Origin of the sequence: Chlamydophila parapsittaci (assembly GCF_006385615.1) — a bacterium.
In the GTDB taxonomy this organism is placed as follows: Bacteria; Chlamydiota; Chlamydiia; order Chlamydiales; family Chlamydiaceae; genus Chlamydia; species Chlamydia psittaci.
Genome location: NZ_CP041038.1, coordinates 660,281 through 684,047 on the forward strand (window position 1 = coordinate 660,281; position 23,767 = coordinate 684,047).

The window sequence follows — 23,767 nt, forward strand, 5'->3', positions numbered from 1 at the left end:
AGAGCGTGCATGTTGGAAAAATTGATAAAAAATTTTGCCACGTATATTGGTATAACGTCAACCCTCGAATTCGATGCGGATGGAGCCTATGTCTTGCCTATAAGCGATCTCGTCAAGATACGTGTATTACAAAATGCAGATAACGAAATTGTACTTAATGCTTTCTTAGGGGAATTACCTCCTTCTTCGGATACCAATAAAGCATACTTACAAATGATGGTAGCGAACTTGTTTGGTAGAGAAACAGGAGGTAGCGCTTTAGGATTGGATTCCGAAGGCCATATTGTCATGACACGTAGAATTCCCGAAGAAGTTTCATATGAAGACTTTGCGCGCTACGTAGAGAGTTTCATGAATTTTTCTGAAACCTGGCTAGAAGATTTGGGACTAAACAAAGCACAACAAGGACAATAGGCAACAGGGGTAGAAAAGCATGGGTGCACGGTTAATTATTGATAAAGGCCCTTTGTCAGGATTTGTTCTGGTTCTTGAACAAGGAACAAGTTGGTCGATAGGAAAGGACGCAGCGTCTAGCGATATTCAGTTAGAGGATCCTAAGCTTGCAAATACTCAGGTCGTTATCACAAGAGAAGATGACTTCTACTTTATTACAAATCTAGATACTTCCTATCCTGTTACTGTAAATGGAAAAGAAATCACAGAGGCAACACCGATACATGACGCAGATGTCATCACGTTCGGAAGTAATCAATATTCTTTTTTCACGCAGGAGTTTGATCCTGATGATGTTGTTTACGATTTCGATTTTTCTTCAGAAAATACGACTAATGTCTCGCCTGAGCCTGCCGATACTAAAAAGAAAACGAAGAAGAACAGCGCGCCTGCACAGGATGAGCCAAAACAACCTTCTTCAAAACAGCAAGATTCTTCCGATACTTCTCCTACCGATAAAGATAAAGAACTCGCTGAAGCTTTCCTAGCTTCTGCAAAGTCAGAGAAGGAAACTTCCGGTCAAAAACTCGATATGGATACGCTGCCCGCGGCCGGATCAAAAAATACAACATCCGCAGCGCAGGATGTAAAAAATACTGAAACCCAACATGCTACTATGGAAGAAAACGGAGCTTTGCCTAGTCAAAATCAGCCCCCGTTGCCAGATTCCGATCCTGCTGCGCAGGATCAGTCGACAAAAGGTGGCCAGCCCAAAGAAGGTGAGCCTGTCAAAGACACTCCTACTTCTGCAGAACCGTCAGAAGAAAAAGAGGGAATTTCCCAAGGCCAAGAGGCCAACCCTCAGGAAACTCAACCTGAGGATGTTCAGGGTGTAGAACAATCCCCTAACGATCAAGAAGCTCCTAAAGAAAAAACAGACACAGAAGAAGAAACTGAAGAGAAGTCCGAAGGAGAAGAGGAGCAGGAAAGCAAGAAAACAGAAAAAGCTGAAGTCTTGTCTCCATTTAATGTACAAGATCTCTTTAGATTTGATCAGGGAATTTTTCCTGCAGAAATAGATGAGATTGCGCAAAAAAATGTTTCTGTAGACCTGTCTCAACCTTCACGCTTTTTATTAAAAGTCTTGGCCGGAGCGAATATCGGTGCGGAATTCCATTTAGACACTGGGAAATCTTATATTCTAGGAAGTGATCCCGCCTCTGCAGACATTGTCTTTAATGACCTTAGCGTATCCCATCGTCATGCAAAGATCATCGTAAGCAACGATGGTTCTATGATGCTAGAAGATCTCGGTAGTAAAAATGGCGTGATTATCGAAGGAAAGAAAATCGAGAACAGCTCCACATTAAGCGCCAATCAAGTTGTTGCTTTAGGAACAACTTTATTTTTACTCATAGACCATTTAGCCCCTGCTGATACTATTGTAGCATCATTTGCTCCGGAAGATTACGGATTATTCGGTCGTCCTCAAGATCCTGAAGAAATTGCTCAGCAAGCAGCTCAAGAAGAAGAAGAAAAACGTAAGCGCGCTACGTTGCCTACAGGTTCGTTTATTCTTACATTATTCATAGGAGGGCTTGCTATACTGTTCGGTATAGGCACCGCATCTCTATTCCATACGAAAGAAGTCATTCCTATAGAAAATATAGATTATCAAGAAGATATAGAACGTGTGGTTAATGCTTTCCCCACGGTCCGCTACACATTTAATAAAAACAATGGCCAGCTCTTTTTGATAGGACACGTAAAAAATAGTATTGATAAAAGTGAGCTTCTCTATAAAATGGATGCTTTGTCTTTCATCAAATCTATAGATGACAACGTTATCGATGATGAAGCCGTTTGGCAAGAAATCAATATATTGTTGTCTAAAAAACCAGAGTTCAAGGGTGTAAGCATGCACTCCCCACAACCTGGAGAATTTGTTATAACGGGATATCTAAAAACAGAAGAACAGGCTGTCTGTCTCTCTGATTATCTCAATGTACATTTTAACTATCTTTCTTTGCTTGAGAATAAGGTAATTATAGAATCACAAATGTTGAAAGCGATCGCAGGCCAACTTTTGCAAGCAGGCTTTGCAAATATTCACGTCGCTTTTGTTAATGGAGAAGTGGTTCTTACAGGTTATGTAAATCATGAGGATGGAGATAAGTTCCGTTCTGTTGTTCAGGAGATCTCCACACTTCCCGGAGTACGTCTGGTGAAAAACTTCGTGGTTTTGTTACCTGTTGAAGAAGGGATTATAGATTTAAATTTACGGTATCCTAGCCGTTATCGCGTAACCGGATATTCAAAATATGGTGACGTGAGCATTAACGTTGTAGTCAATGGTAGAATTTTGACCCGTGGTGATGTTATCGATGGAATGACAGTCACAAGCATACAACCACACTGTATATTTTTAGAGAAGGAAGGGTTGAAATATAAAATCGAGTACAATAAATAGCTAATGTTAAGGCTTATTAATTCTATTGCATTTAGGAAGAAATACTATGTTTAATATGGAAAATACAGCTGCTAAAGAAGATAAGTCTTCTCATCAGCTATTTGATTTAGAGAAAGATATGCAGGATCTGAGCAAAGCTCAGGAGATCAAAGCTAATGTACAGGATAAAGTGCAAAAATTGCATGTTTCTCTTCGAGAAGGTTCTGATAAAGCCTCTTTTGAGAAGCAACAAATATTATTAGCAGGATATCTAGCCCTTCAGAAAGTTCTCGGGCGGATCAACCGCAAAATGGTTTAACAGACTAGATAAGTGGAGAATTTATGAGTAGTGGTAGCAGTTGCTCAGCTTTTAATTTTAATGACATGCTTAATGGCGTATGTAAGTACGTCCAAGGTGTGCAACAATATCTAACGGAATTAGAGACCTCAACGCAAGGTACAGTCGACTTAGGTACGATGTTTAATTTGCAATTCCGTATGCAAATTTTATCACAGTATATGGAAGCTGTATCCAACATCTTGACAGCAGTGAACACAGAGATGATCACTATGGCAAGAGCTGTTAAAGGAAGTTAATAAATTAAGAGAAGGATCATGGCAGATTTGGAATTATTTAAAGCAGATTTTGCGTTGTTGTTTGAAGCTGGTATGTTGGCCATTAAACAAGGCGACGAAGAAAGTGCAAAAAAGCTTTTTCAATCTCTACAAGTCTTAAATCCTGACCATTATGGTTATGAATTAGGATTAGCACTAATAGACCTGCATAAAATGGAAATTTTTGCTGCAGAAGAACGATTAAACGCTTTAGCACAAAAAGAAGTGGATAACTGGAGCATTAAGTCTTTCCTTTCTCTAACACATATGATGATTGTATTACATCAAGGAAGCTCTTTCGAAGTGCGTCGTGAAAGCTTGGAAAATTGCTTAAAGTTAGCAGATCAAGTGTTGGAAAATTGCGAAGTGGAATCTACAAGAATTCTAGCACAATCCGTTTTAGACTGGCATGATAACTTAGTAGCTAAAAGCGGAGGACCTTTAAGTTAACCTTATTCCGTCCTAAATATAAAAAACGCCTGGTTGTTGTCTTATGATAGATCCTTTGCAGCTTTTCCCAAAGTTAGACTCTGAGAAAGAAACAGCTTCTATACAGAAGCCTTTAGGAACTCCTTTAGCAAGTGAGTTAAATAAGGAGGTTCCTGCATTTTCTTTAGGGATGGCAGCAGACTCCTTGAATAAAAATATCGAGGATGTCAAGCCTAACCCTATGGCGATGATGCAAGATAGAAATTCTAACATTATCGATCCTGAATTAGAAGAGGCTTTAGATTCGGAAGAGCTGAAAGAGCAAATAAACAACTTAAAAGAGCGTTTATGGGATGCACAATCCACTCTACAACAAGATCAGAATAAACTATCGCAAGAGCATTTTGAAGCTGTCAGTGTCATCATTGATTTAATCAATGGGGATCTGAATGATATAGCTGAGCATACCCAACAAAACTTACAAAACAAAACAGAAGAAGAACACGAATCCGTTGCTCGTAAGATGGTCAATTGGGTGTCTTCTGGAGAAGAAGTGTTAAATAGAGCCCTTCTATACTTCTCAGATAGGAATGGAGAACGGGAAAATTTAGCAGACTTTTTAAAAGTACAGTATGCTGTTCAAAGAGCAACGCAAAGAGCAGAACTCTTTGCTAGTATCGTAGGAACTACGGTAAGTAGTATAAAGACGATAATGACCACACAATTAGGTTAACATGGACGAGTTGACGACAGATTTCGATACCCTCATGTCGCAATTGAACGACGTGCACTTGACTACCGTTGTCGGTCGTATAACTGAAGTCGTCGGTATGTTAATTAAAGCAGTCGTTCCCAATGTACGCGTTGGGGAGGTATGCTTAGTTAAACGTTATGGTATGGAGCCGCTTGTTACTGAAGTCGTCGGCTTCACACAAAATTTCGCTTTTTTATCGCCGTTAGGAGAACTTACTGGAGTCAGCCCTTCTTCAGAGGTTATTCCCACAGGTATGCCTTTGTATATTCGTGCAGGTAATGGTCTTTTAGGTCGTGTATTAAATGGTCTGGGAGAACCTATCGACTCCGAAATCAAAGGTCCTTTAGTTGATGTTAACGAAACCTATCCTGTTTTTCGCGCCCCTCCAGATCCATTGCATAGAGAAAAATTAAGGACAATTTTATCCACAGGTGTGCGGTGTATCGACGGTATGCTCACAGTCGCCAGAGGTCAGCGTATAGGAATTTTTGCTGGTGCTGGGGTTGGTAAATCGTCGCTCCTAGGAATGATCGCTAGAAACGCTGAAGAAGCAGATGTCAATGTGATTGCTCTCATAGGAGAGCGGGGCCGAGAGGTTCGTGAGTTTATCGAGGGAGATCTTGGAGAAGAAGGAATGAAACGATCGGTGATCGTCGTCTCTACTTCAGATCAATCATCACAGTTGCGGTTAAATGCTGCTTATGTAGGGACTGCTATAGCAGAGTATTTCCGTGATCAGGGTAAAACTGTAGTTTTGATGATGGATTCTGTAACCCGATTTGCCCGAGCTCTCAGAGAAGTAGGTTTGGCTGCCGGAGAACCTCCAGCTCGAGGAGGATACACGCCTTCTGTATTTTCCACTTTACCTAGGTTATTAGAACGTTCCGGAGCTTCTGATAAAGGAACAATTACAGCATTTTATACTGTACTTGTTGCCGGGGATGATATGAATGAACCGGTCGCTGATGAAGTTAAATCGATTCTTGATGGTCATGTTGTCTTGTCTAATGCTTTAGCTCAGGCATATCACTATCCCGCTATTGATGTTTTAGCATCAATAAGCCGATTGCTAACAGCTATTGTTCCTGAGGAACAAAGACGCATCATAGGAAAAGCCCGAGAGGTGCTGGCAAAGTATAAGGCAAACGAAATGCTTATACGTATTGGAGAATACCGCCGAGGGTCCGATCGTGAAGTAGATTTTGCTATAGATCACATCGATAAATTGAACAGATTCTTAAAGCAAGATATTCATGAAAAAACAAATTATGAGGAAGCCTCGCAACAACTTCGAGCCATTTTCCGATAAGATATTCAGGGTAAAATGCCGTGCCTAAATACCCGTTAGAACCTGTTCTAGCAATTAAAAGAGATCGTGTTGATAGAGCAGAAAAAGTCGTTAAGGAAAAGCGACGGCTTTTAGAAATAGAACAAGAAAAATTGCGAGAAATCGAAGCTGCTCGTGATAAAGTAAAAAATCACTATATGCAAAAAATTCAGCAACTCAGAGAGTTGTTAGATGAAGGCACAACGAGTGATGCAGTTTTACAAAGAAAAGCTTATATTAAAGTTGTTGCCGTACAGCTTGCTGAAGAAGAAGAAAAAGTAAATAAGCAAAAAGAAAACGTTTTAGCAGCATCTAAAGAGCTGGAAAAAGCAGAAGTTAATTTAGCCAAACGGCGAAAAGAAGAAGAAAAGACGCGTTTACATAAAGAAGAGTGGATGAAAGAAGCTCTAAAAGAAGAAGCGCGAGAAATTGAAAAAGAGCAAGATGAAATGGGACAGCTACTTTATCAGCTGCGCAAAAAAAAACAACGTGAATCGGGGGAATCTAGTTCATGGAATTAAATAAAACATCCGAGTCTTTGTACAATTGCAAGACAGATCGCCACTCAATACAACAAGAAGTAGGCCCAGAGCCTAAAGATAACCGCGATGTTAAAGTCTTTTCTTTGGAAGGCCGTCAACAATCGAAAAATGATCGTCAGGACAAAACTGCTAACAAAAGTTCTCGTCAAGAAGCTCGTGGTGCTGATGATAAGCATGTAGAAGAGAAAACCTCCGGAGTATCTTCTAAAGAAGAAGAGAAAGAAGAAGGACAAAATTTCATGGCTTATGATAACCCTACAGCAGGAATGGCATTCGTAGATATTGCTCCTTCTGTGTCCAGTGAGGTTGTTGTGGAAAGCACTACAGTCGCAGTTGCTAGTGCAGATTTGCAGTGGGTCCAAGATGTGATTGCTAGTACTGTAGAATCTATGATAGTTGCTGATGTAAACGGTCAGCAGTTAGTAGAATTAGTTTTAGATGCTGAAGGCAATGTTCCTGAAGTTTTTGCTGGCGCGAATTTAACGTTAGTACAGTCTGGAACGGATCTTTCTGTAAAATTTTCCAATTTTATGGATGATGTTCAGCTCACAGAGGCAGTAAATCTGATTTCGAATAATCCTTCTCAGCTTGCTGGTTTGGTAGAATCATTAAAAAATCTTCGTTTGAATTTGACAGAATTAACAGTTGGAACAAGTATTGTACAATTGCCAACTATCGAAGAAGTACAGACACCTTTACATATGATTGCTGCGACAATACATCAAAGAGATGAAGAGAAGGATCAAGAAGGAAAAGATCAGCAGCAGCAGCAAGATCAAGAACAAAACCAATATAAAGTTGAAGAAGCACGTTTATAAAGGTGATTTCTCATGACAGTAGCAGCGGAACCTAGCGCTAGTTGGTTAAAATCTAGACACGATTTTCTAAGTTCTTTAGTGAAAACGGACGAGGTGATTTCTCTTCCTCCGTTCCCTAAAGAACTTTGCCAAAATAGGTTGAAAGAAAAATTCCGTCTAGAAGATGCGAATCTGACTATTCAACCTCGAGGTTCCCTAACTGCTGCTCAGGCTGTTCAAGATTTTGGCACACACTTTCTAGTACAGTCTTTCTTAGCCCAGCCCTTGACATCAGGGACATTTTTCTTTGTTACCTCAGAAGCTGATCTTCAGTCTTTCATGGTTGCTGTATTTAATGATTCTAGTTTGGCTTCCTATTTTTATGAGAAGGATAAGCTTTTAGGTTTTCATTACTATTTCTCGGCAGAGCTGTGTAAGTTGCTCCAGGAGCTCGCTTGGATACCTTCTCTATCTGTTAGAGTTGTCGGCGATGCTCGGTTTTCCACTAAAGACTTACAAGGCTCGTATCAGGCTGTAGATGTCAACTGCGGATTAGACGGAAAAACTATGCGTTTCCGTTTACTTTTCCCAGAAGCAACATGTGACAGCTGTAAGGATTTCCTTTCAGCTTCAAATCAAAGTTTCGATATTCATCAGTTAGATCCTACACCTTTAACTATGTCTGTAGAAATTGGCTATTGCCAATTAACTCAGGAAGAATGGCAACAAGTTGAGCATGGAAGCTTTATCTTGTTAGACAGTTGTTTGTATGATCCTGATACAGAAGAAAGTGGAGGCTTGCTTACTATCCAAGGACATCAGTTCTTTGGAGGTCGTTTTGTTGATCAAACATCTGGAGAATTTAAAATCACTAGCTATCCAAGTTTGTCACAAGAAGCACCTACGGAAGAAACTCCGGAAGCTTTGCCTGCAGTACCTTTGCCAGGCAACTATAAGCTAGTAGCAGAAGCTTCTCGATACTCATTAACTGTTGAAGAGTTTTTAAATCTCTCTCAAGGCAGTATTCTAAATCTCAATGGGATCCACCCTTCTCGAGGCGTGGATTTAGTCCTCAATGGCGCAAAAGTTGGAAGAGGAGAAATAGTATCTTTAGGAGATGTTTTAGGAATTCGAGTTCTGGAAGTCTAAACGTATAATTGTCTCTTATGGATTGTCAATCCGAAATACTTCCTCTGAATCAGGCAATAGGTGCTTACCACATCAAGAAAATCCTGAGTAAGAAAGAAGGAAGCGCGGTGTACCAGGGTTTGCATTCTGAAACTCTACAATCTGCAGCTATTAAAGTGCTTGAACCGCCTTTAGTTGCTGATACGCGCAGAGTTCATAACTTTTTAAAAGAAGCACGAATTATTGAACAAGTCTCACATCCCCATATTGTTAAGTTATATCAATATGGACAGTGTAGAGAAGGTCTGTATATAGCCATGGAATATATACAAGGCGTGTCTCTTAGACAGTATATCCTCACCCATCTAATTCCTTTATCCAAGGCTATTGATATAGTGTTACATATTGGCCAGGCTATAGAATATCTGCATAGCCGTGGTATACTCCATAGGGATATCAAACCCGAAAATATCCTGATTAATTCTCAAGGGCAAATCAAACTCATAGATTTTGGACTTGCTGTTTGTTCTTCTACAGAACATGCTTCTCATCCTGCTTGTTTAGGAACGCCTTCATATATGAGCCCTGAACAACGTCAAGGAGATAAAGTTTCTGAAAAATCAGAAATCTACTCTCTAGGTTTAATTGCTTATGAATTGATCTCGGGAAACCTAGCTCTAGGTAAGGTCATTTTATCATTGATTCCGGATAGAGTGAGTAAGATTTTAGCGAAGGCCTTGCAACCTTCTCCTAAAGATCGTTACGGATCTATGAAAGAATTCATGAGTCATTTACATCGATATCGGTACAGCCAAGACCTTCAGAAAGATTATCGTAATAAAGATTATACAGCACAGGTTAATGAGCAGCTGTATCAGCAGAGATTTTGGTTATCTCCTACAGAAATTGTTGTCCCCGACTTCTTATCCGTTTCTATATATGAGCAAGGATACCCAACACATCCTCATGTATACTACGAAGCTTATATGAGTCAGGATACTTTCCGGTTGTGGTTTTGTTATAGTCTTTCAGGAAATGCAACTTTAGTATTAACTATTATAAAAACCTTCGTAAGTCAGTGGGGCCATGAAGATAACATTAGAAGTACGATGCGAAAAATGCATAGTGAGCTAATGCGGATCAATGTTCCTATTGATACAACGGAAATTTCTTTAGTTTGCGTTACTATTCCCAAAGAAAAAAAGGAACTTTCTTGGATTACTTGTGGGAAAACTAGTTTCTGGTTAAAAAAACAAGGAAAGGTTCCTCAGAATTTTACTACTTCATCCTTAGGTTTAGGGAAAATTAGTTCTTTACAAATTCAGGAAACCAAGGTTGCATGGGAAATAGGTGATGGAGCAGTATTACATACCTTACAGGCAGACGATTCCATGTCATCTTTAAATAGTCCTTTATTCACAGAGTTGAAAGATAGAGGACAAACAGCTATATTCTGCCCAATAGAGAGCGTACAGTTCGGGATATTAGAAAATCATGACGGAAATCTTTGTCCCTCAACACTTATCAGCTTAAAAAGAATCCGGTGAAAATAGTGACGTCGAACATTGGAAGAAAGATCTTACAGGTCATAAATAAGAAAAAAGGAAAAATGGGAGTACTTTCTATTCTATTTTTCTTTGACCTGGTTTTGCTTGGTGTGAATTCTCAAAAACCTCCAAATGACGAGCCAAGATCTCGAGTTAAAAACTCCCAAACTGACGAGAAAAGCTTAGTTGCTGCCTGTCCTAAAAATATAGTAAATAAAACATCAGCAAAAAAATCTGATAAGCAAGCCGTAGTTAAAAATTTCCCAACCAATCAACCACGGCATTTTAAAAAATCTACGCAGACATTTTCTCCAGGATTTTCTGAAGGTTCACCATTTGCTAAGCCTGAAGTAAAAAAACGCCTTCAAGATAATCGCTATACACAAACTGGTGCAAAAAAGACCCCGAGGTTCCTTCCTAAACAAGAAGAAAAAACTGAAGCTATTGAAGCGAAAAGCGAAGAAGAACGTATTTGGGAAGATAAGCGCGCTTACGCTAAACGCGCTGTAAATGCAATAAACTTCAGTGTTAAAAAACTGGTAGAAGAAAGTGACAAAAAGAGTGCCCAAGAAGAAGGCTTTAAAGTAGACCATAACTCTGGATCTCCGCACTCGTTAAAAACGAAATCACCAGATAAACAACCCTCTATTGATAAAATAGCCATACAGCCCGATTCAACAAAAGAAGAAGAGCCCACGCTATTAAAAGGGAAACAAATTACTTGTGAAGACCTGAAAGACAATGGTTATACTGTAAATTTCGAAGACATCTCTGTTCTTGAGTTATTACAGTTTGTTAGTAAGATCTCTGGAACCAACTTTGTTTTCGATAGTAATGATTTAAATTTCAATGTAACGATTGTTTCTCATGATCCTACATCTGTAGACGATCTCTCTACAATCCTTTTACAAGTCTTAAAAATGCATGACTTGAAAGTTGTAGAACAAGGAAATAACGTCCTGATTTATCGCAACCCACGTCTTTCCAAGTTGTCTACGGTAGTTACTGATGGCTCTGCAAAAGATAATTGTGAAGCTGTTGTAGTTACTCGTGTATTCCGTTTATATAGTGTACATCCTACATCAGCTGTAAATATTATTCAGCCTTTGCTCTCCCATGATGCTATAGTAAGCGCTTCAGAAGCAACACGTCATGTAATCGTTTCTGATATTGCTGGCAATGTAGAGAAAGTAGGAGAATTACTAGCAGCTCTAGATAGTCCCGGTACATCCGTAGATATGTCTGAGTATGAAGTCCACTATGCAAACCCTGCTTCATTAGTGAGCTATTGCCAAGATGTTCTTGGCGCTATGGCAGAGGATGAAGCTTTTCAGATTTTCATACAGCCAGGAACAAATAAGATTTTTGTAGTTTCCTCCCCTCGTTTAACAAACAAGGCAATACAACTACTCAAATCATTAGATGTTCCAGAAATGGCTCATACATTAGATGATGTCACTAGTCCTGCAGCAGCCCTCGGATCATCAGGAGCTGCGAATCCGAAAAGCTTGCGCTTTTTCATGTATAAGCTGAAGTATCAAAATGGCGCAGCTATTGCTCAAGCAATTCAAGACATCGGTTATAATCTCTATGTCACAACAGCTATGGATGAAGATTTCATCAACACATTGAATAGTATTCAATGGTTGGATGTGAATAATTCCATCGTTGTGATTGGAAATCAAGCAAACGTAGATAAAGTAGTCAGCTTACTCAATGGCTTGGATCTACCTCCAAAGCAAGTATACATTGAAGTTTTGATCTTGGAGACAAGTTTAGAAAAGTCTTGGGATTTCGGAGTTCAATGGGTGGCTCTCGGTGATGAACAAGGGAAAGTTGCTTATGCTTCAGGATTGTTAAGCAATACTGGTCTTGCTAATCCTACAAAATCTACAGTACCTCCTGCAAAACCTTCTCCAGGAGATATCCCTTTACCTACGCCTGGTCAGCTAGCAGGTATTAGCGATATGATGTATGCATCTTCCGCATTTGGTTTGGGGATCATAGGAAACGTACTCAGCCATAAGGGAAAATCTTTTCTAACCCTAGGGGGACTCCTCAGTGCCTTAGATCAAGATGGCGATACTGTTATAGTTCTCAACCCAAGAATTATGGCTCAGGATACGCAACAAGCATCATTCTTTGTTGGACAGACTATACCGTTCCAAACAACCAGTACCATTATTCAAGAAACAGGAACAGTTACACAAAATATCGAATATGAAGATATCGGTGTGAATCTTGTTGTTGCTTCAACAGTAGCACCAAATAACGTTGTTACCTTACAAATAGAACAAACGATTTCCGAGTTACACTCTGCTCAAGGAACGCTTACACCGGTAACAGATAAAACATACGCTGCCACACGCTTGCAAGTCCCTGATGGTTGTTTCTTAGTCATGAGTGGTCACATCAGAGATAAAACTACGAAAATTGTTACTGGAGTACCTCTTTTAAACTCCATACCTTTGATCCGAGGTTTATTCAGCAGAACAATAGATCAAAGGCAAAAACGCAACATAATGATGTTCATTAAACCTAAGGTTATTAGTAGTTTTGAAGAGGGAACAAAATTAACCAACAAAGAAGGTTATAGATACAATTGGGAAGCTGATGAAGGCTCGATGCAGGTGGCGCCACGACATGCTCCTGAATGTCAACACCCCCCAGCACTACAAGCAGAAAGTGATTTTAAAATGCTAGAAATAGAAGCCCAATAAATGTTATATAGAAAAGGTAAGATGATATTCTGCGCCATGGAATAGCTTCTCACTCTGTTGCATTTCAGGGGGAAAGCCAAGAAAGCATCGTCGGCCGTATGATTGTTGTTTTCTTGGCTTTTTTGTTCCCCAATTCTATACTGATTTTTCTTATTTTTTTTGCCTAAATAGCTCAGTTGGTAGAGCAACGCATTCGTAACGCGTAGGTCGTCGGTTCGATCCCGGCTTTGGGCAAACATGGTAAAAAATATTTACAAAAATAAAACAAATGCTTACCTTTTGTTTTGTTCCTTAAAGGAAAAGCATAAGAAGTAAGAACTTATAAAGATCGGGTCTATTTCATAATGTGAATCAAATTCACACCCTCTTTATTTTACGGCTATTTCTTAACCTTTTCCTTTAAAGAAAGCTTTTATTTATGAAGTGCGCTGAGGAATCCTTATTTTCTCTATTCATTTCAAAAACACGTACATAGGGGGAGGGCAGGCTGACATGTCCTAAGAGGCGAGGGTTTGAAGGAAGAACCTCCTCAAAGCTTTTTTATATTAATTTTAAAAGGCAAAGTCGGGGCTTTTAATTTAGGCTTTAGGGGGAAAAAGTTTTGCTGCCCTCCTTGCTGCATATTGCGGTTATAGGAGGGTATTAAAAGCCATTAGCAGATAAGCCTTCGGCAAGTTTCTTTAACACATCTGCACGTAACTGTGAGATAACTTCTTTTTGTAAATTCTTATTATCTTCAGGTTGTTTTGTAAGCGCTAAGTGCCCACGACGCGCCTGCCAGAACACAGGATTCCAAATGGAACTGTTGTCGGAGCCTTGAATCCATCCTAAGCTAATCCCTAATTGGATCCAACTCAACGCATCTAACGTTTCTTGAAGATCTAAATGATAGGAGTGTGTAAGCAATCCTAGGGCACGTAAAATATGATTTTTTAATTCTCCAGGATTTTGCTCAGCATGCTTCTTTTTTGCGGAAGCTTCGGCAACAGCAACTTTCGAAGACCATATTCTGAGCGAGGATAAGATTTGTTCTTCAGTAAGCCCCAAAGAACATTTATTCGATAAAACTACAATATTCCCAATATATTCTGGAGTTCCTGGTAAAATTCCAGAGCAAGCAACCTCTGTATCCTCGTCAATAATCTCAGACAATTCTCGAGAATAAACCAATGCTGGAGCATGTAGGAAACTCTGACTTTTTAATCCTGTACCGCATTCTCGAGGATTTGTCGTTAGAAAACCAAAATCAGGGGAAAAAGCAAATGCTAACTTTTCATTCAGATAACTATCTAACCGCACAAGCTGATCTAAGGCTTTTTCGGGTTCTGATGTAAAATCTATAGCATGGAGAATCAAGTGATCGCGGAAATTTATAGCCGCTAGAATATTTCCAGAGCGGTTTACAATAAGGGCTTCGCCTTCAGGGTTGCCTGTAAGATCATGGGGAAATAAAAAATGCTCAATGAGAAACTCTTTTTGCCAGGAAGGTGCATCTTTAAGAGGTAAAACTAGAAACTCATCAAAACCTTTAATATGGTTAAAATGTGAAGCTATAACTTCTAAAATTTCTTGTTTTTTCTCCCTAGATAAGCAGGGCAGAAACTTCGCTATGGAAAGATTCCTAGATAGTGAGAACGTCGTTATAGGCCAGGTTTTATTTACAGGAGGGGCGTCTTTCTGACTAGCAAAATTAAGAAGTAAGTCATTGGGAAGAATCATGCGAATTCTGATTTTTTAAATGATTAATCTGATCTCGTATTACAGCAGCTTGCTCATAATCTTCACGAGCTAGCGTATCCTGAAGAGCCTCGTTTAACGCTATTAATTTCAGGAGGGGGTTCATACTCGCCGCTTCTCCAGGGGAACGACCAATATGCAAACCACCTCGACTATTGTCCGCAGTCGCCGATGAACAAATAGCTTTAGTATGTATGAGTTTGGCTATAAGTTGTGTTTTAAAGTTTGTGTAACATAAGTGACAACCAAATAGCTGATTTTCATCAGCAGTCGGCTTCCATACGGTTTTACAATTGCCACATTCTAAAGTTACAGCAGCCCCAGAAGCACCTAACACAATGTTGTCACGGCTGTAGTAATGACCAGGACACGGACAAGAATCACATACATAAGAGCGTAAAATCTTATCCTTATCTACTTCAGTATAACAAATTGTTGCCGGCTTTTGACAATGGTAACATAGGTGGGGTTTAGAAGTTGCCATGAAGATCAACCATTAAAGCCAAATACTAATACCCGATACCAATAACAAAAAAGAGACAAAGGAGAAAAAGGTTTTTTTAAGAAATATAAAAGAACCAAGAATAATCAATTGGGCCTTGAAGGATTTGAACCTTCGACCCCCTCATTAAAAGTGAGGTGCTCTAACCGCTGAGCTAAAGGCCCGAAGTTTACTTGGCTATTTTACATTTTGACCCCAAGGGGATTCGAACCCCTGTTACCGGAATGAAAATCCGATGTCCTGGGCCAGGCTAGACGATGGGGCCAAGACAACTACAATATTACTAGTTCTACTCCTTTAGAGCAATCTTTTCCTCTCCTAGTTTTGCATGAAAAACCAAAGAAAGAGAAGTAGATAAAGATTACTCACAAAAAGTAAAGCTTATCAAATCGATGAAAGATCAGCTTCTTTTTGCTTGGTCATTTCGTCGATCTGCTTACAAAACTTATCTGTTAATTCCTGGATTTTTTTCTCCATTCCCTTAACAGCGTCTTCTGTTAAATCAGAATCTTTTTTTAACTTATCGTTAGATTCCCTACGGATATTGCGAATAGCGACTTTTGCTTCTTCAGATTTACGACGCAACTGCTTAATAACTTCGTTTCGGTATTCTGCTGTAGGCTCAGGAATTTTAATACGTACTATGGATCCTTCTACATCAGGTTGCAAATTTAAATTTGCAGCAATAATACCTTTAGATATAGCAGAGACGTTATTGGCATCGTAGGGGGAAATTACTAACTGGCGTGTATCAGCTACAGAAATAGAGGCTAAATCAGATAACCTCATCGTAGTGCCATATACATCTACAGTAACTGTTTCTACTAAAGCAGGATTAGCTTTCCCTGTTCTAAATGAACGGACTTCTTTAGTGAAAAATTCTAAAGCAGCGGCCATTTTCTTTTCAGTATCAGCTAGAATGGACATGTGTAGCTTCCTCACCAATTAATGTTCCAATATTCTCATCAAAGATCGCTTGCTCTAGAGAGTGTTTAACAAAGCTAAAGACACGAATAGGAATATTAGAGTCCATGCATAAAGATACAGCAGAAGCGTCCATAACGCCTAATCCTTGAGATAGGAAATCTTTAAAGCTAATCCGATCATATTTTACAGCATCGCTGAATGATCGAGGATCTTTGTTATACACGCCATCCACATGCATAGTAGCTTTGAGCAGAATGTCCACTTTTAACTCACAAGCACGCAAAGCTGCTCCTGTATCAGTTGTTAAGTAAGGAGACCCTGCTCCCGTTGTGCAAATTACAATTTTCCCTTGGTTTAAAGCTTCTTCAGACTTTTGAGGGGTGTATAAGTCTGCTAGTTGAGGACAAGACAGTGTAGAAGTTAATAAACAAGGGATGTCGTCAGCTTTTAAAGCGTCTGCCACAGCCATACCATTAATTAAAGTGGCTAGCATCCCCATTTGGTCAGCAGACACGCGATTAATTTGTAATTCTTTTTGTTGAGCAAGGCCTCTAAGGATATTGCCTCCGCCTATAACAAGAGCTGTTTCAATATCACAATTGCGTACAGCACGCAATTCCGCTACCAATCTGGATAAACGAACTTCATCAATTCGATTCCCGCTATCTGTAGAGAGAGATTCTCCGGATATCTTAAATAAGACTCGTGTTATTCGCTTAGACATATTTCCTCTCGCTTATTAGGCTCCTATTTTCCATATAATGAATTCCTTCACTTCGACGGAGTGGCTAGTAGTTTTGCTGGCCTCATTAATCAAACCTTGAATAGAGATATCAGGGTTTTTAATGAAAGCCTGTTCTAGTAGACAAACATCTTGGAAGAATGTGCCCAACTTGCCACTGATGATTTTATCAATAACTGCTTGGGGTTTTCCTTGTATTTGAGAAGAAATAACTTCTTTTTCTCTTGCTAGAGCATCTTCGGGGACACTTTCTTTATTTAAGAACAGAGGTTGAGCTGCTACGATGTGCATCGAAATATCTTTCGCGAGGCTTTCTTCATCAGAAATTCCAGAAAGAACAGTGACAGAAACGATTTTCCCATTACCATGAGAGTAAATGCCCACACTTTCATTAGTTGTTTTTGGCAAATACTTAATTCTGTTGATGCGGATATTTTCTCCGACGGTTTGCATGGTTACAGCACGTAACTCATCTACTGTAAGAGAAGCATCTTGCGATGAGGTGAGTTGTAGCAATGTATCAACATTATCTACTTTATGGTTTAAGACGTCTTCAACAAGGCCATCAACGAAAGTTCGAAAGACGGCATTATTAGCTACGAAGTCTGTTTCCACGTTAACTTCAACGACAGCAGTGCCGCGAGAATCGCTTTTTGCTACGATAACGCCTTCTTTCGTTTCCCTGTGTTCTTTTTTACTAGCTGAGGCAAGACCTAATTTACGTAAGTAAACTACAGCTTCTTCAAGATTTCCATTGCACTCGGCTAAAGCTTCTTTACACTTGGTTAACCCCACACCGGTCTGCTGTCTTAAGAGTTTGAGGGTTTCCATAGAAAAGTTGCTCATTAGTTAGCCTCATTACTGTCATATTTTTTTGCTAATAGATCTTCTTGACGATTGTCCTCATCGGTTGCATAGACGTCCGTATCTTCGCTATCTTGTATGTCTAGAGTTTTAATTGGAGAGACAATCTCAATGCCAAGTTTTTTCTTAGTATCAATGATGCTATCTTTAATTGTGCTAATAATTAAGCGAATGCTTTTTAAAGAATCGTCATTGCAAGGAATCACATAGTCGATAGGAGTTGGGTCACAGTTGGTATCTACTAAAGCCAATACGGGGATGCCGAGCTTTTTAGCTTCTGCAACAGCAATCTTTTCATAACTAGGATCAACAACGATAACAAGACCAGGAGCTTTCTTCAGGTAGCGAACACCTTCAAGGTTCTTCAATAATTTTTGATGACGTTTAGCGAGTAGGGCGATTTCCTTTTTCGTAAGGTAAGAACTATTTTGAGTCAGGTCTTTTTCGATCTTATCTAACGTTTTGATGGAGTTTCTAATAGTCGTCATGTTAGTCAACATGCCGCCTAACCAACGCTCAGCAACAAAGTATTCGCCAGCTTCAATAGCAGCTTCTTTAATGACACACTTGGCTTGTTTTTTCGTTCCTACGAAGAGAATAGGTTTATTTTCTTTAATAACCTTACAAACTTTTGGGAGAGCTTTGCGTAATTGATAAAGAGTTTTTGCTAAATTGATAATGTAAAGACCATTTTTTTCTTCAAAGATGTAAAGTTTCATCTTTGGATTCCATCTTCGGGTTTGGTGCCCAAAATGAGCCCCCGCTTCCATTAAGTCTTTAACTGAAAGATTGCACAGTGGTTGTTCTTCCAAGCTTTGTACCTCTATTTCTTGAATATGTTAACAATGGCATCTTGAACCGATGTCAAGATTTCAGTCTTGGTGGTGTTCAGAAAGCGCCCGATCAGAATCGAACTGACACCGGTAGCTTGGAAGGCTACAGCTCTACCATTGAGCTACGGGCGCGTGCTAAGAATAGAGATGTTAGTTTAATAATGCTTTTTACGCAAGGTTGTAATCTCTAGGTTTCAAGCTTCTAGAAAATTTTAGATAATCAGTGAATTCTTGTGCGAATGGATTTTAAAAAAGAGGTATTAAGCTATACAAAAGGATGTGAGCAAAAAAAATCAGAACCCAGAGACTCCTGGGTTCTGATAGCGGGACAAAAAGTTAGGATAGTATAAACTAAATCCTTAGAATCTGAATTGAGCATTCATGTGAGCAGCTCTTTCATTGATTAAGCGTGCTTCACCAGTGATTGACCATTTGTCGGCGTCGATTAACGTTGCACCAATAGCTAAACCGCAAGCTTTTCTAGACTTCATTTTGTTGATCTGAATCGAAGCGATTTGTAAGAAGTCACTGAATTTATTGGAAGTATCAAGGATTGTGGCTTCCCCTAAAAGGGTTGGGTTCCATGTGGTCAAGTTCATAACAGCAGAGGCCAATTTAGGTTGAGCGATGCGGATAGTGTCGGCATCAAAAGTTGCTCGTGACCAGTTTACGCCAATGTAAGGAACTAACATGTTCAATCTGTAAGAGAGTGCTAGACCAACTTGCCATTCATGATATTTGAGTGTTGCAGATTTAGTATCCGTAGCAGCCTCTGTGCCTGCATTTGCAGGTAAAGGAAAGTTGGCGGACGTTCCCTTGTATCCTCTAGGCTTGTGAACCACAAATTGTGCTGGGCTGGAGATTACATTCAACATTTCAATTTTAGGATTAGATTGAGCGTATTGGAATTCAGCTCCTAAAGTTGCGCAACCACATTCCCATAGAGCTCCACGTGCACCTACGCTCCAAGAGAACGTTGTATCTGTGTAAAACTCAACAACGCCTTGAGTGATGGCTACGTTGGGAAGTTGGTCATTTGTTAAGGAGTTTCCTTTAACACCAATCAAACCAACGAGATTGAATGCCGCAGAACTAGCTTTGAAGTACCCATTAGAAGCGCCTAATGTGCAGAAAATATCAAAACGATCCCAGATATTTAACGCTAAGAAAGCTGCATTTGTAAACCATTCGGAGTCTTGCAAATGTCTGCCATAAGCGACGTTGGGTCTATCTTCAGCATTTTTAAAGTCATTTGGAGAGGATCCTGTGGGTTTCTTGCCAATGCCGCTGAAAGTTTTATTCACATCAACTTTTAATACACGATCGAAAACATAATCTCCGTAGTATCCTGCGCGGATGCTGATAGCATCACACCAAGTAGAGCAAGGATCGCAAGGATCACCTGAAGCACCTTCCCACATAGTGCCATCGATTAATAAACTTGGTTCAGCTGGGTTCCCTACAGGCAAGGCTTGTAAGGAGAGAGCGGAACCCGTAGCGGCAAATAATAATGCCGATTTCAAGAGTTTTTTCATACTCACCTCTAAAGATTATGCTTAGTATCTTTTCTTTTTGTGCTCGCTATTCTAATTTGCTCTTCTGGCGGCACCACGTCCAAGTTAAAGCCAGACAAGATATCCTGTAGGCAATTAATGGCTTTGAGGAGTGTCTTGCAAGTGAAAACAGCCTTAAGCATGAACATACAGTTCATTATTCGAAAACATAACAAACTTTTCTTATTATAGTAAAGACGATAAGAAAAAAGACTGTTTTCAGGCACAGATTTCAAGCAATAACTCCTTATACTTGCTAATAAGAGAGCTATTAGATTTTTGTACACATTTTTATTTCTTATGCCACTTAGAATAAGTTGGAATTACCCTCATGGAAGAGTGTAACAAGGCTTTCTTATATTTGAATCATTACGCTTTATTCTTTATTTTTGTAAATAAGATAAAGCAAAATTGTTAAACAAAGCGTGAGAGTTTTTGGCATTTTTCATTTCTATGTTTTATTTGTAACAATTTTCTGTTTTCAAGATTCCTGTGTGTTTTTTTTGCTGATTTGTATCTTGTAAAACGCAGTTTGTAACCAGTGGAAGCACTTGCCAGACAATGGGTGAGACCCTACTATTTGTTTTATGAGATCTCCGAAGAAGCGTCGTTCCTACCTTACTGTTCCAGAAAAGACAAACAGGTTATTGTCAGGAATCATTGTTGCTTTAGCAATAATTGCTGTACGTTTGTGGCATCTTGCTGTCGTTGAACATGATCAAAAGTTAGAAGAGGCTTATAAACCGCAGAAGAGGGTGATTCCTGAGTTTATAGAACGTGCCACTATTTGTGATCGTTTCGGTAAAGTATTGGCAGAAAATAAAATGCAATACGATGTGAGTGTTGCTTATAGTGCCATTCGTGATTTGCCTACTAGAGCATGGCGTGCTCGTGCAGATGGAACTAGAGAGCTCATTCCTGTTAGGAAAAACTATATTGCACGTTTGGCGCAACTTCTTGCTCAAGAGTTACATCTAGATAAAGATACAATAGAAGATAATATTCATGCGAAAGCCTCTGTATTAGGTTCTATACCCTACGTAGTTCAGACCAATGTTTCTGAGCGTACATATTTAAGATTGAAAATGATGATGAAACATTGGCCGGGCTTACATGTCGAACCGTCAGTACGTCGGTATTATCCTATGGGGAAGACGGCATCGGATATTTTAGGTTATATAGGACCGATTAGTGCTCAAGAATATAAGAGAGTGACACATGAGTTAAGCAAGTTGCGGGAATGTGTTCGAGCATATGAAGAGGGTGAGAATCCGAAGTTTCCTGAAGGTCTAGCAAGTATAGATCAAGTGCGTTCTTTATTAAATTCTTTAGAGAACAATGCATATAGTTTAAATGCCTTGGTTGGGAAGGTGGGCATAGAAGCCTATTGCGACGGGAGTTTAAGAGGACAATTAGGGAAAAAAACAGTTCTTGTAGATCGTCGTGGTAATTTTATCCAAGGTCTTCATGAAGTAGAAGCCATTTCTGGGAAGAAGTTACAACTTACATTGTCTGCAGAGTTGCAAGCGTTCGCAGATGCTTTACTTTTAGATCATGAAAAAACCGAACAATTCCGTTCGGCACAATCTTTGAAAAAGCAACAGTTTTTACCTCCTTTATTTCCTTGGATTAAGGGGGGAGCAATTATTGCTTTAGATCCGAATAATGGCCAAATCTTGGCTATGGCATCTTCTCCGCGGTACCATAATAACGATTTTATCGACATGCGGGATGCGGATTCTGAAGCTAGATCTGCGGTGTATCGTTGGTTGGAAAACACCGAACATATTGCAGAGGTGTATGATAGAAAAGTGTCGTTGTGTCGAGAAAGAAGAAGTTCTCTTACAGGCTTATGTTATGATGAGGAGCTTTCGCTGACTTTTGATTATTTCTTAGATTTTATTTTGCCGAATACCTCGGAGGTCAAGTCTGTTATACAACGTTACGGCACTGTGCATAATGCTGTTAAGATCCAGCATGCTATGGAGCGATTACTAGAGGTATTTTCTTATTCTGAAGGGCATTGTTCTTGTTCTTCTATTTTTGATGCAGTGTTTCCTGTTGAGCAGGAGCATATTGCTATCGGCCGAGTGATTTCCATAAAGCAGCAGCAATGGATAGCACGTTGTCATAAGGCACATGAACAAGAAATAGAGGAGATAAAGCAAGAGCTAGAGCCCTTTTTTGCGGAACTTCCAGCGAATTATGACAAACTTTTACTTGTAGATCTCTTTCAGTTGGTTGTGGATCCTTCTAAAATTGATCCCGAGCTACTAGCATCGGTAGCTTCTTTTTCTTTATCCGAGTTTTTTGAGTGCCAGGGACATTACGTAGCTTTGCGTAGTGCGTTTTCCAAGATAGTAGAGGACATTTTCACTGAAGTTGATTTTAAAGAATGGCGGAAACTCTATTTTGCCAAGTTTTTAGAGGTGAAACGTAAAGAAGAAAACGAGAGGAAGCAGCGTTATCCCACACCTTATGTGGATTACTTAGTGGAAGAGCAACGTGCACAATACCAAGATTTTCGTCGTTGTTATCTTGATAGGTTTTTAGCTTATTTACTTTCTGGGCAAGGAGATATAGAGAACCAAAAAGCTTACTATGAAGCTCTTTCTGTATGGAAAAGAGAATTAGAAAATGGGGCGCATCAGGCATTGCCTTGGTACGAACATTACGAGTTTTTGAAACAAAAATTCTCAGATTCTTCTATAGATTTGCTACGTTTGTTTGTCTCGTTTAGAGAGTTTTCAGAGCTGCAGAGACCGCTATATGGTAACTATGCTCCGATGCTGACTAGAAATGTTCCTCAAAAGGAACAAGATCTTGCTGCAGCATTTTATCCTACTTATGGTTATGGGTATTTGCGATCTCATGCTTTTGGGCAGGCAGCAACTTTAGGATCTATTTTTAAACTGGTTTCTGCGTATTCTGTGCTGTCTCAAGAAGTGATGCGGGGTAATGTTGATGTGGACTATTTATCTCAATTACTAGTCATTATCGATAGGAAATCTTTTGGGTATGCTAGTGCTAAGCCTCATGTAGGTTTTTTTAAAGATGGCACGCCTATTCCTTCATTTTATCGTGGAGGGATTTTACCGAAGAATGATTACTCTGGTCGTGGGCGTATTGATCTTATTTCTGCTTTAGAAATGTCCAGCAACCCCTATTTTTCTTTGCTTGTAGGAGAGTATCTCTCCGATCCTGAAGATTTATGTCATGCAGCGGCTTTATTTGGATTTGGGGAGAAAACGGGGGTAGGCTTGCTTGGAGAGTATGCCGGAGCGGTTCCCCAAGATGTGGCGTATAATCGTTCGGGATTGTACGCCACAGCTATAGGGCAGCATACTCTTATTGTGACTCCTTTACAAACTGCTGTCATGATGGCAGCTCTGGTGAATGGAGGGACTGTGTGTGTTCCTAGTTTAGTTTTAGGAGAATGGGATGGTGAAGAATTTTCCCCGACCCCTCCCATGAAGAAAAGAGATGTGTTTATGCCCGACTGTATCACGGAGTTATTTAAATCCGGTATGCATAACGTGATATGGGGAAATTATGGAACAACACGCAGTATTCGGGATCAGTTTAGTCCTGAACTATTAACTCGTATCATTGGAAAGACAAGCACTGCGGAATCGATAGTTCGTGTAGGTTTGGATCGGCAATACGGCACTATGAAAATGAAGCACGTGTGGTTTGCTGCAGTTGGTTTTTCAGATGAGGAACTTATGCATCCGGATATTGTTGTTATTGTCTATTTACGTCTCGGTGAGTTTGGACGAGACGCAGCTCCCATAGCCGTCAAGATGATCGAAAAGTGGGAGACTATAAGAAAAAAAGAAAAATTTTCAGCTATGAACTGAGGATTGGCACGCTTTTTGCTCCTGTAAAACACGAGGTTAACAAACTTG

General features: G+C 39.7%; 20 protein-coding genes and 4 tRNA genes. 14 read left to right on the plus strand and 10 right to left on the minus strand.

Annotation, left to right across the window (positions count from 1 at the left end; translation table 11 throughout):
* The first annotated feature begins 9 nt into the window (after positions 1-9).
* The 13 genes from FI836_RS02845 to FI836_RS02905 all read left to right on the plus strand — a co-directional run bounded on the left by FI836_RS02845 (position 10) and on the right by FI836_RS02905 (position 12,935).
* Positions 10-414 carry a CesT family type III secretion system chaperone gene (locus tag FI836_RS02845; protein ID WP_014943617.1) on the plus strand — a complete coding sequence of 135 codons (405 nt, stop codon included), beginning with the start codon at positions 10-12 and terminating at the stop codon, positions 412-414.
* Positions 415-433: 19 nt separating this feature from the next.
* Complete coding sequence (gene sctD / locus FI836_RS02850; protein ID WP_014943618.1) at positions 434-2,863, plus strand: type III secretion system inner membrane ring subunit SctD; 2,430 nt, start codon at positions 434-436, stop codon at positions 2,861-2,863.
* 46 nt (positions 2,864-2,909) lie between these two features.
* Complete coding sequence (locus FI836_RS02855) at positions 2,910-3,161, plus strand: DUF5398 family protein (RefSeq protein WP_006342706.1); 252 nt, start codon at positions 2,910-2,912, stop codon at positions 3,159-3,161.
* 23 nt (positions 3,162-3,184) lie between these two features.
* Positions 3,185-3,439 carry a type III secretion system protein CdsF gene (gene cdsF, locus FI836_RS02860; RefSeq protein ID WP_006343709.1) on the plus strand — a complete coding sequence of 85 codons (255 nt, stop codon included), beginning with the start codon at positions 3,185-3,187 and terminating at the stop codon, positions 3,437-3,439.
* 18 nt (positions 3,440-3,457) lie between these two features.
* Positions 3,458-3,907, plus strand: a complete 450-nt coding sequence (locus FI836_RS02865) for a hypothetical protein (protein WP_006342708.1) — start codon at positions 3,458-3,460, stop codon at positions 3,905-3,907.
* Positions 3,908-3,950: 43 nt separating this feature from the next.
* Positions 3,951-4,619 (plus strand): hypothetical protein, encoded by a 669-nt coding sequence (locus tag FI836_RS02870; RefSeq protein WP_006342709.1) that lies wholly within the window; start codon positions 3,951-3,953, stop codon positions 4,617-4,619.
* A gap of 1 nt (position 4,620) precedes the next feature.
* Entirely contained in the window at positions 4,621-5,949 is a 1,329-nt protein-coding gene (sctN, locus tag FI836_RS02875) for a type III secretion system ATPase SctN (RefSeq protein WP_013462577.1), read from the plus strand.
* Between the two features lie 20 nt (positions 5,950-5,969).
* A complete protein-coding gene (locus tag FI836_RS02880; RefSeq protein WP_006342711.1) occupies positions 5,970-6,488 on the plus strand; it encodes a hypothetical protein in 519 nt (172 codons plus the stop codon).
* Positions 6,479-7,327, plus strand: coding sequence for a DUF5421 family protein (locus FI836_RS02885; protein WP_006342712.1), 849 nt, complete (start codon positions 6,479-6,481; stop codon positions 7,325-7,327). The genes FI836_RS02880 and FI836_RS02885 overlap by 10 nt, the downstream gene beginning before the upstream one ends.
* A 12-nt stretch (positions 7,328-7,339) precedes the next feature.
* Positions 7,340-8,455, plus strand: a complete 1,116-nt coding sequence (gene sctQ / locus FI836_RS02890) for a type III secretion system cytoplasmic ring protein SctQ (protein WP_014943619.1) — start codon at positions 7,340-7,342, stop codon at positions 8,453-8,455.
* 17 nt (positions 8,456-8,472) lie between these two features.
* Entirely contained in the window at positions 8,473-9,981 is a 1,509-nt protein-coding gene (locus FI836_RS02895; protein ID WP_013462579.1) for a serine/threonine protein kinase, read from the plus strand.
* Complete coding sequence (locus FI836_RS02900; protein ID WP_033887545.1) at positions 9,978-12,701, plus strand: secretin N-terminal domain-containing protein; 2,724 nt, start codon at positions 9,978-9,980, stop codon at positions 12,699-12,701. Before FI836_RS02895 ends, FI836_RS02900 begins: the two co-directional genes overlap by 4 nt.
* Before the next feature lie 161 nt (positions 12,702-12,862).
* Positions 12,863-12,935, plus strand: a tRNA-Thr gene (locus tag FI836_RS02905).
* Between the two features lie 408 nt (positions 12,936-13,343).
* Here the strand turns inward: FI836_RS02905 and FI836_RS02910 are convergent.
* From FI836_RS02910 to FI836_RS02955, 10 genes are all read right to left on the minus strand, one after another.
* Positions 13,344-14,420 (minus strand): protein arginine kinase, encoded by a 1,077-nt coding sequence (locus FI836_RS02910; RefSeq protein ID WP_006342717.1) that lies wholly within the window; start codon positions 14,418-14,420, stop codon positions 13,344-13,346.
* Positions 14,404-14,922 carry a UvrB/UvrC motif-containing protein gene (locus tag FI836_RS02915; RefSeq protein ID WP_006342718.1) on the minus strand — a complete coding sequence of 173 codons (519 nt, stop codon included), beginning with the start codon at positions 14,920-14,922 and terminating at the stop codon, positions 14,404-14,406. The genes FI836_RS02910 and FI836_RS02915 overlap by 17 nt, the downstream gene beginning before the upstream one ends.
* A gap of 109 nt (positions 14,923-15,031) precedes the next feature.
* A tRNA-Lys gene (locus FI836_RS02920) sits at positions 15,032-15,104 on the minus strand.
* A 26-nt stretch (positions 15,105-15,130) separates the two neighbouring features.
* Positions 15,131-15,205 (minus strand) — tRNA-Glu (locus FI836_RS02925).
* A 119-nt stretch (positions 15,206-15,324) separates the two neighbouring features.
* A complete protein-coding gene (frr, locus tag FI836_RS02930) occupies positions 15,325-15,867 on the minus strand; it encodes a ribosome recycling factor (RefSeq protein ID WP_006342719.1) in 543 nt (180 codons plus the stop codon).
* Complete coding sequence (pyrH, locus tag FI836_RS02935; RefSeq protein ID WP_033887546.1) at positions 15,851-16,591, minus strand: UMP kinase; 741 nt, start codon at positions 16,589-16,591, stop codon at positions 15,851-15,853. Before pyrH ends, frr begins: the two co-directional genes overlap by 17 nt.
* Before the next feature lie 15 nt (positions 16,592-16,606).
* Positions 16,607-17,455 (minus strand): translation elongation factor Ts, encoded by an 849-nt coding sequence (tsf, locus tag FI836_RS02940; RefSeq protein ID WP_139934570.1) that lies wholly within the window; start codon positions 17,453-17,455, stop codon positions 16,607-16,609.
* On the minus strand, positions 17,455-18,243 hold the full coding sequence (gene rpsB / locus FI836_RS02945; protein ID WP_234885812.1) for a 30S ribosomal protein S2: 789 nt from the start codon (positions 18,241-18,243) through the stop codon (positions 17,455-17,457). The genes tsf and rpsB overlap by 1 nt, the downstream gene beginning before the upstream one ends.
* A gap of 124 nt (positions 18,244-18,367) precedes the next feature.
* Positions 18,368-18,438 (minus strand) — tRNA-Gly (locus FI836_RS02950).
* A 227-nt stretch (positions 18,439-18,665) separates the two neighbouring features.
* Entirely contained in the window at positions 18,666-19,841 is a 1,176-nt protein-coding gene (locus tag FI836_RS02955; RefSeq protein ID WP_139934571.1) for a porin, read from the minus strand.
* 605 nt (positions 19,842-20,446) lie between these two features.
* Here FI836_RS02955 and FI836_RS02960 point away from each other — a divergent pair.
* On the plus strand, positions 20,447-23,719 hold the full coding sequence (locus FI836_RS02960) for a penicillin-binding transpeptidase domain-containing protein (protein WP_139934572.1): 3,273 nt from the start codon (positions 20,447-20,449) through the stop codon (positions 23,717-23,719).
* The last annotated feature ends 48 nt before the right edge of the window (positions 23,720-23,767 follow it).

Bases quoted from the DNA above. Each gene is read 5' to 3' on its own strand.
- FI836_RS02845 (WP_014943617.1), top strand. From the start codon at position 10: ATGTTGGAAAAATTGATAAAAAATTTTGCCACGTATATTGGTATAACG.
- sctD (WP_014943618.1), top strand. From the start codon at position 434: ATGGGTGCACGGTTAATTATTGATAAAGGCCCTTTGTCAGGATTTGTT.
- FI836_RS02855 (WP_006342706.1), top strand. From the start codon at position 2,910: ATGTTTAATATGGAAAATACAGCTGCTAAAGAAGATAAGTCTTCTCAT.
- cdsF (WP_006343709.1), top strand. From the start codon at position 3,185: ATGAGTAGTGGTAGCAGTTGCTCAGCTTTTAATTTTAATGACATGCTT.
- FI836_RS02865 (WP_006342708.1), top strand. From the start codon at position 3,458: ATGGCAGATTTGGAATTATTTAAAGCAGATTTTGCGTTGTTGTTTGAA.
- FI836_RS02870 (WP_006342709.1), top strand. From the start codon at position 3,951: ATGATAGATCCTTTGCAGCTTTTCCCAAAGTTAGACTCTGAGAAAGAA.
- sctN (WP_013462577.1), top strand. From the start codon at position 4,621: ATGGACGAGTTGACGACAGATTTCGATACCCTCATGTCGCAATTGAAC.
- FI836_RS02885 (WP_006342712.1), top strand. From the start codon at position 6,479: ATGGAATTAAATAAAACATCCGAGTCTTTGTACAATTGCAAGACAGAT.
- sctQ (WP_014943619.1), top strand. From the start codon at position 7,340: ATGACAGTAGCAGCGGAACCTAGCGCTAGTTGGTTAAAATCTAGACAC.
- FI836_RS02895 (WP_013462579.1), top strand. From the start codon at position 8,473: ATGGATTGTCAATCCGAAATACTTCCTCTGAATCAGGCAATAGGTGCT.
- FI836_RS02910 (WP_006342717.1), bottom strand. From the start codon at position 14,420: ATGATTCTTCCCAATGACTTACTTCTTAATTTTGCTAGTCAGAAAGAC.
- FI836_RS02915 (WP_006342718.1), bottom strand. From the start codon at position 14,922: ATGGCAACTTCTAAACCCCACCTATGTTACCATTGTCAAAAGCCGGCA.
- frr (WP_006342719.1), bottom strand. From the start codon at position 15,867: ATGTCCATTCTAGCTGATACTGAAAAGAAAATGGCCGCTGCTTTAGAA.
- pyrH (WP_033887546.1), bottom strand. From the start codon at position 16,591: ATGTCTAAGCGAATAACACGAGTCTTATTTAAGATATCCGGAGAATCT.
- tsf (WP_139934570.1), bottom strand. From the start codon at position 17,455: ATGAGCAACTTTTCTATGGAAACCCTCAAACTCTTAAGACAGCAGACC.
- rpsB (WP_234885812.1), bottom strand. From the start codon at position 18,243: ATGGAAGCGGGGGCTCATTTTGGGCACCAAACCCGAAGATGGAATCCA.
- FI836_RS02955 (WP_139934571.1), bottom strand. From the start codon at position 19,841: ATGAAAAAACTCTTGAAATCGGCATTATTATTTGCCGCTACGGGTTCC.
- FI836_RS02960 (WP_139934572.1), top strand. From the start codon at position 20,447: ATGAGATCTCCGAAGAAGCGTCGTTCCTACCTTACTGTTCCAGAAAAG.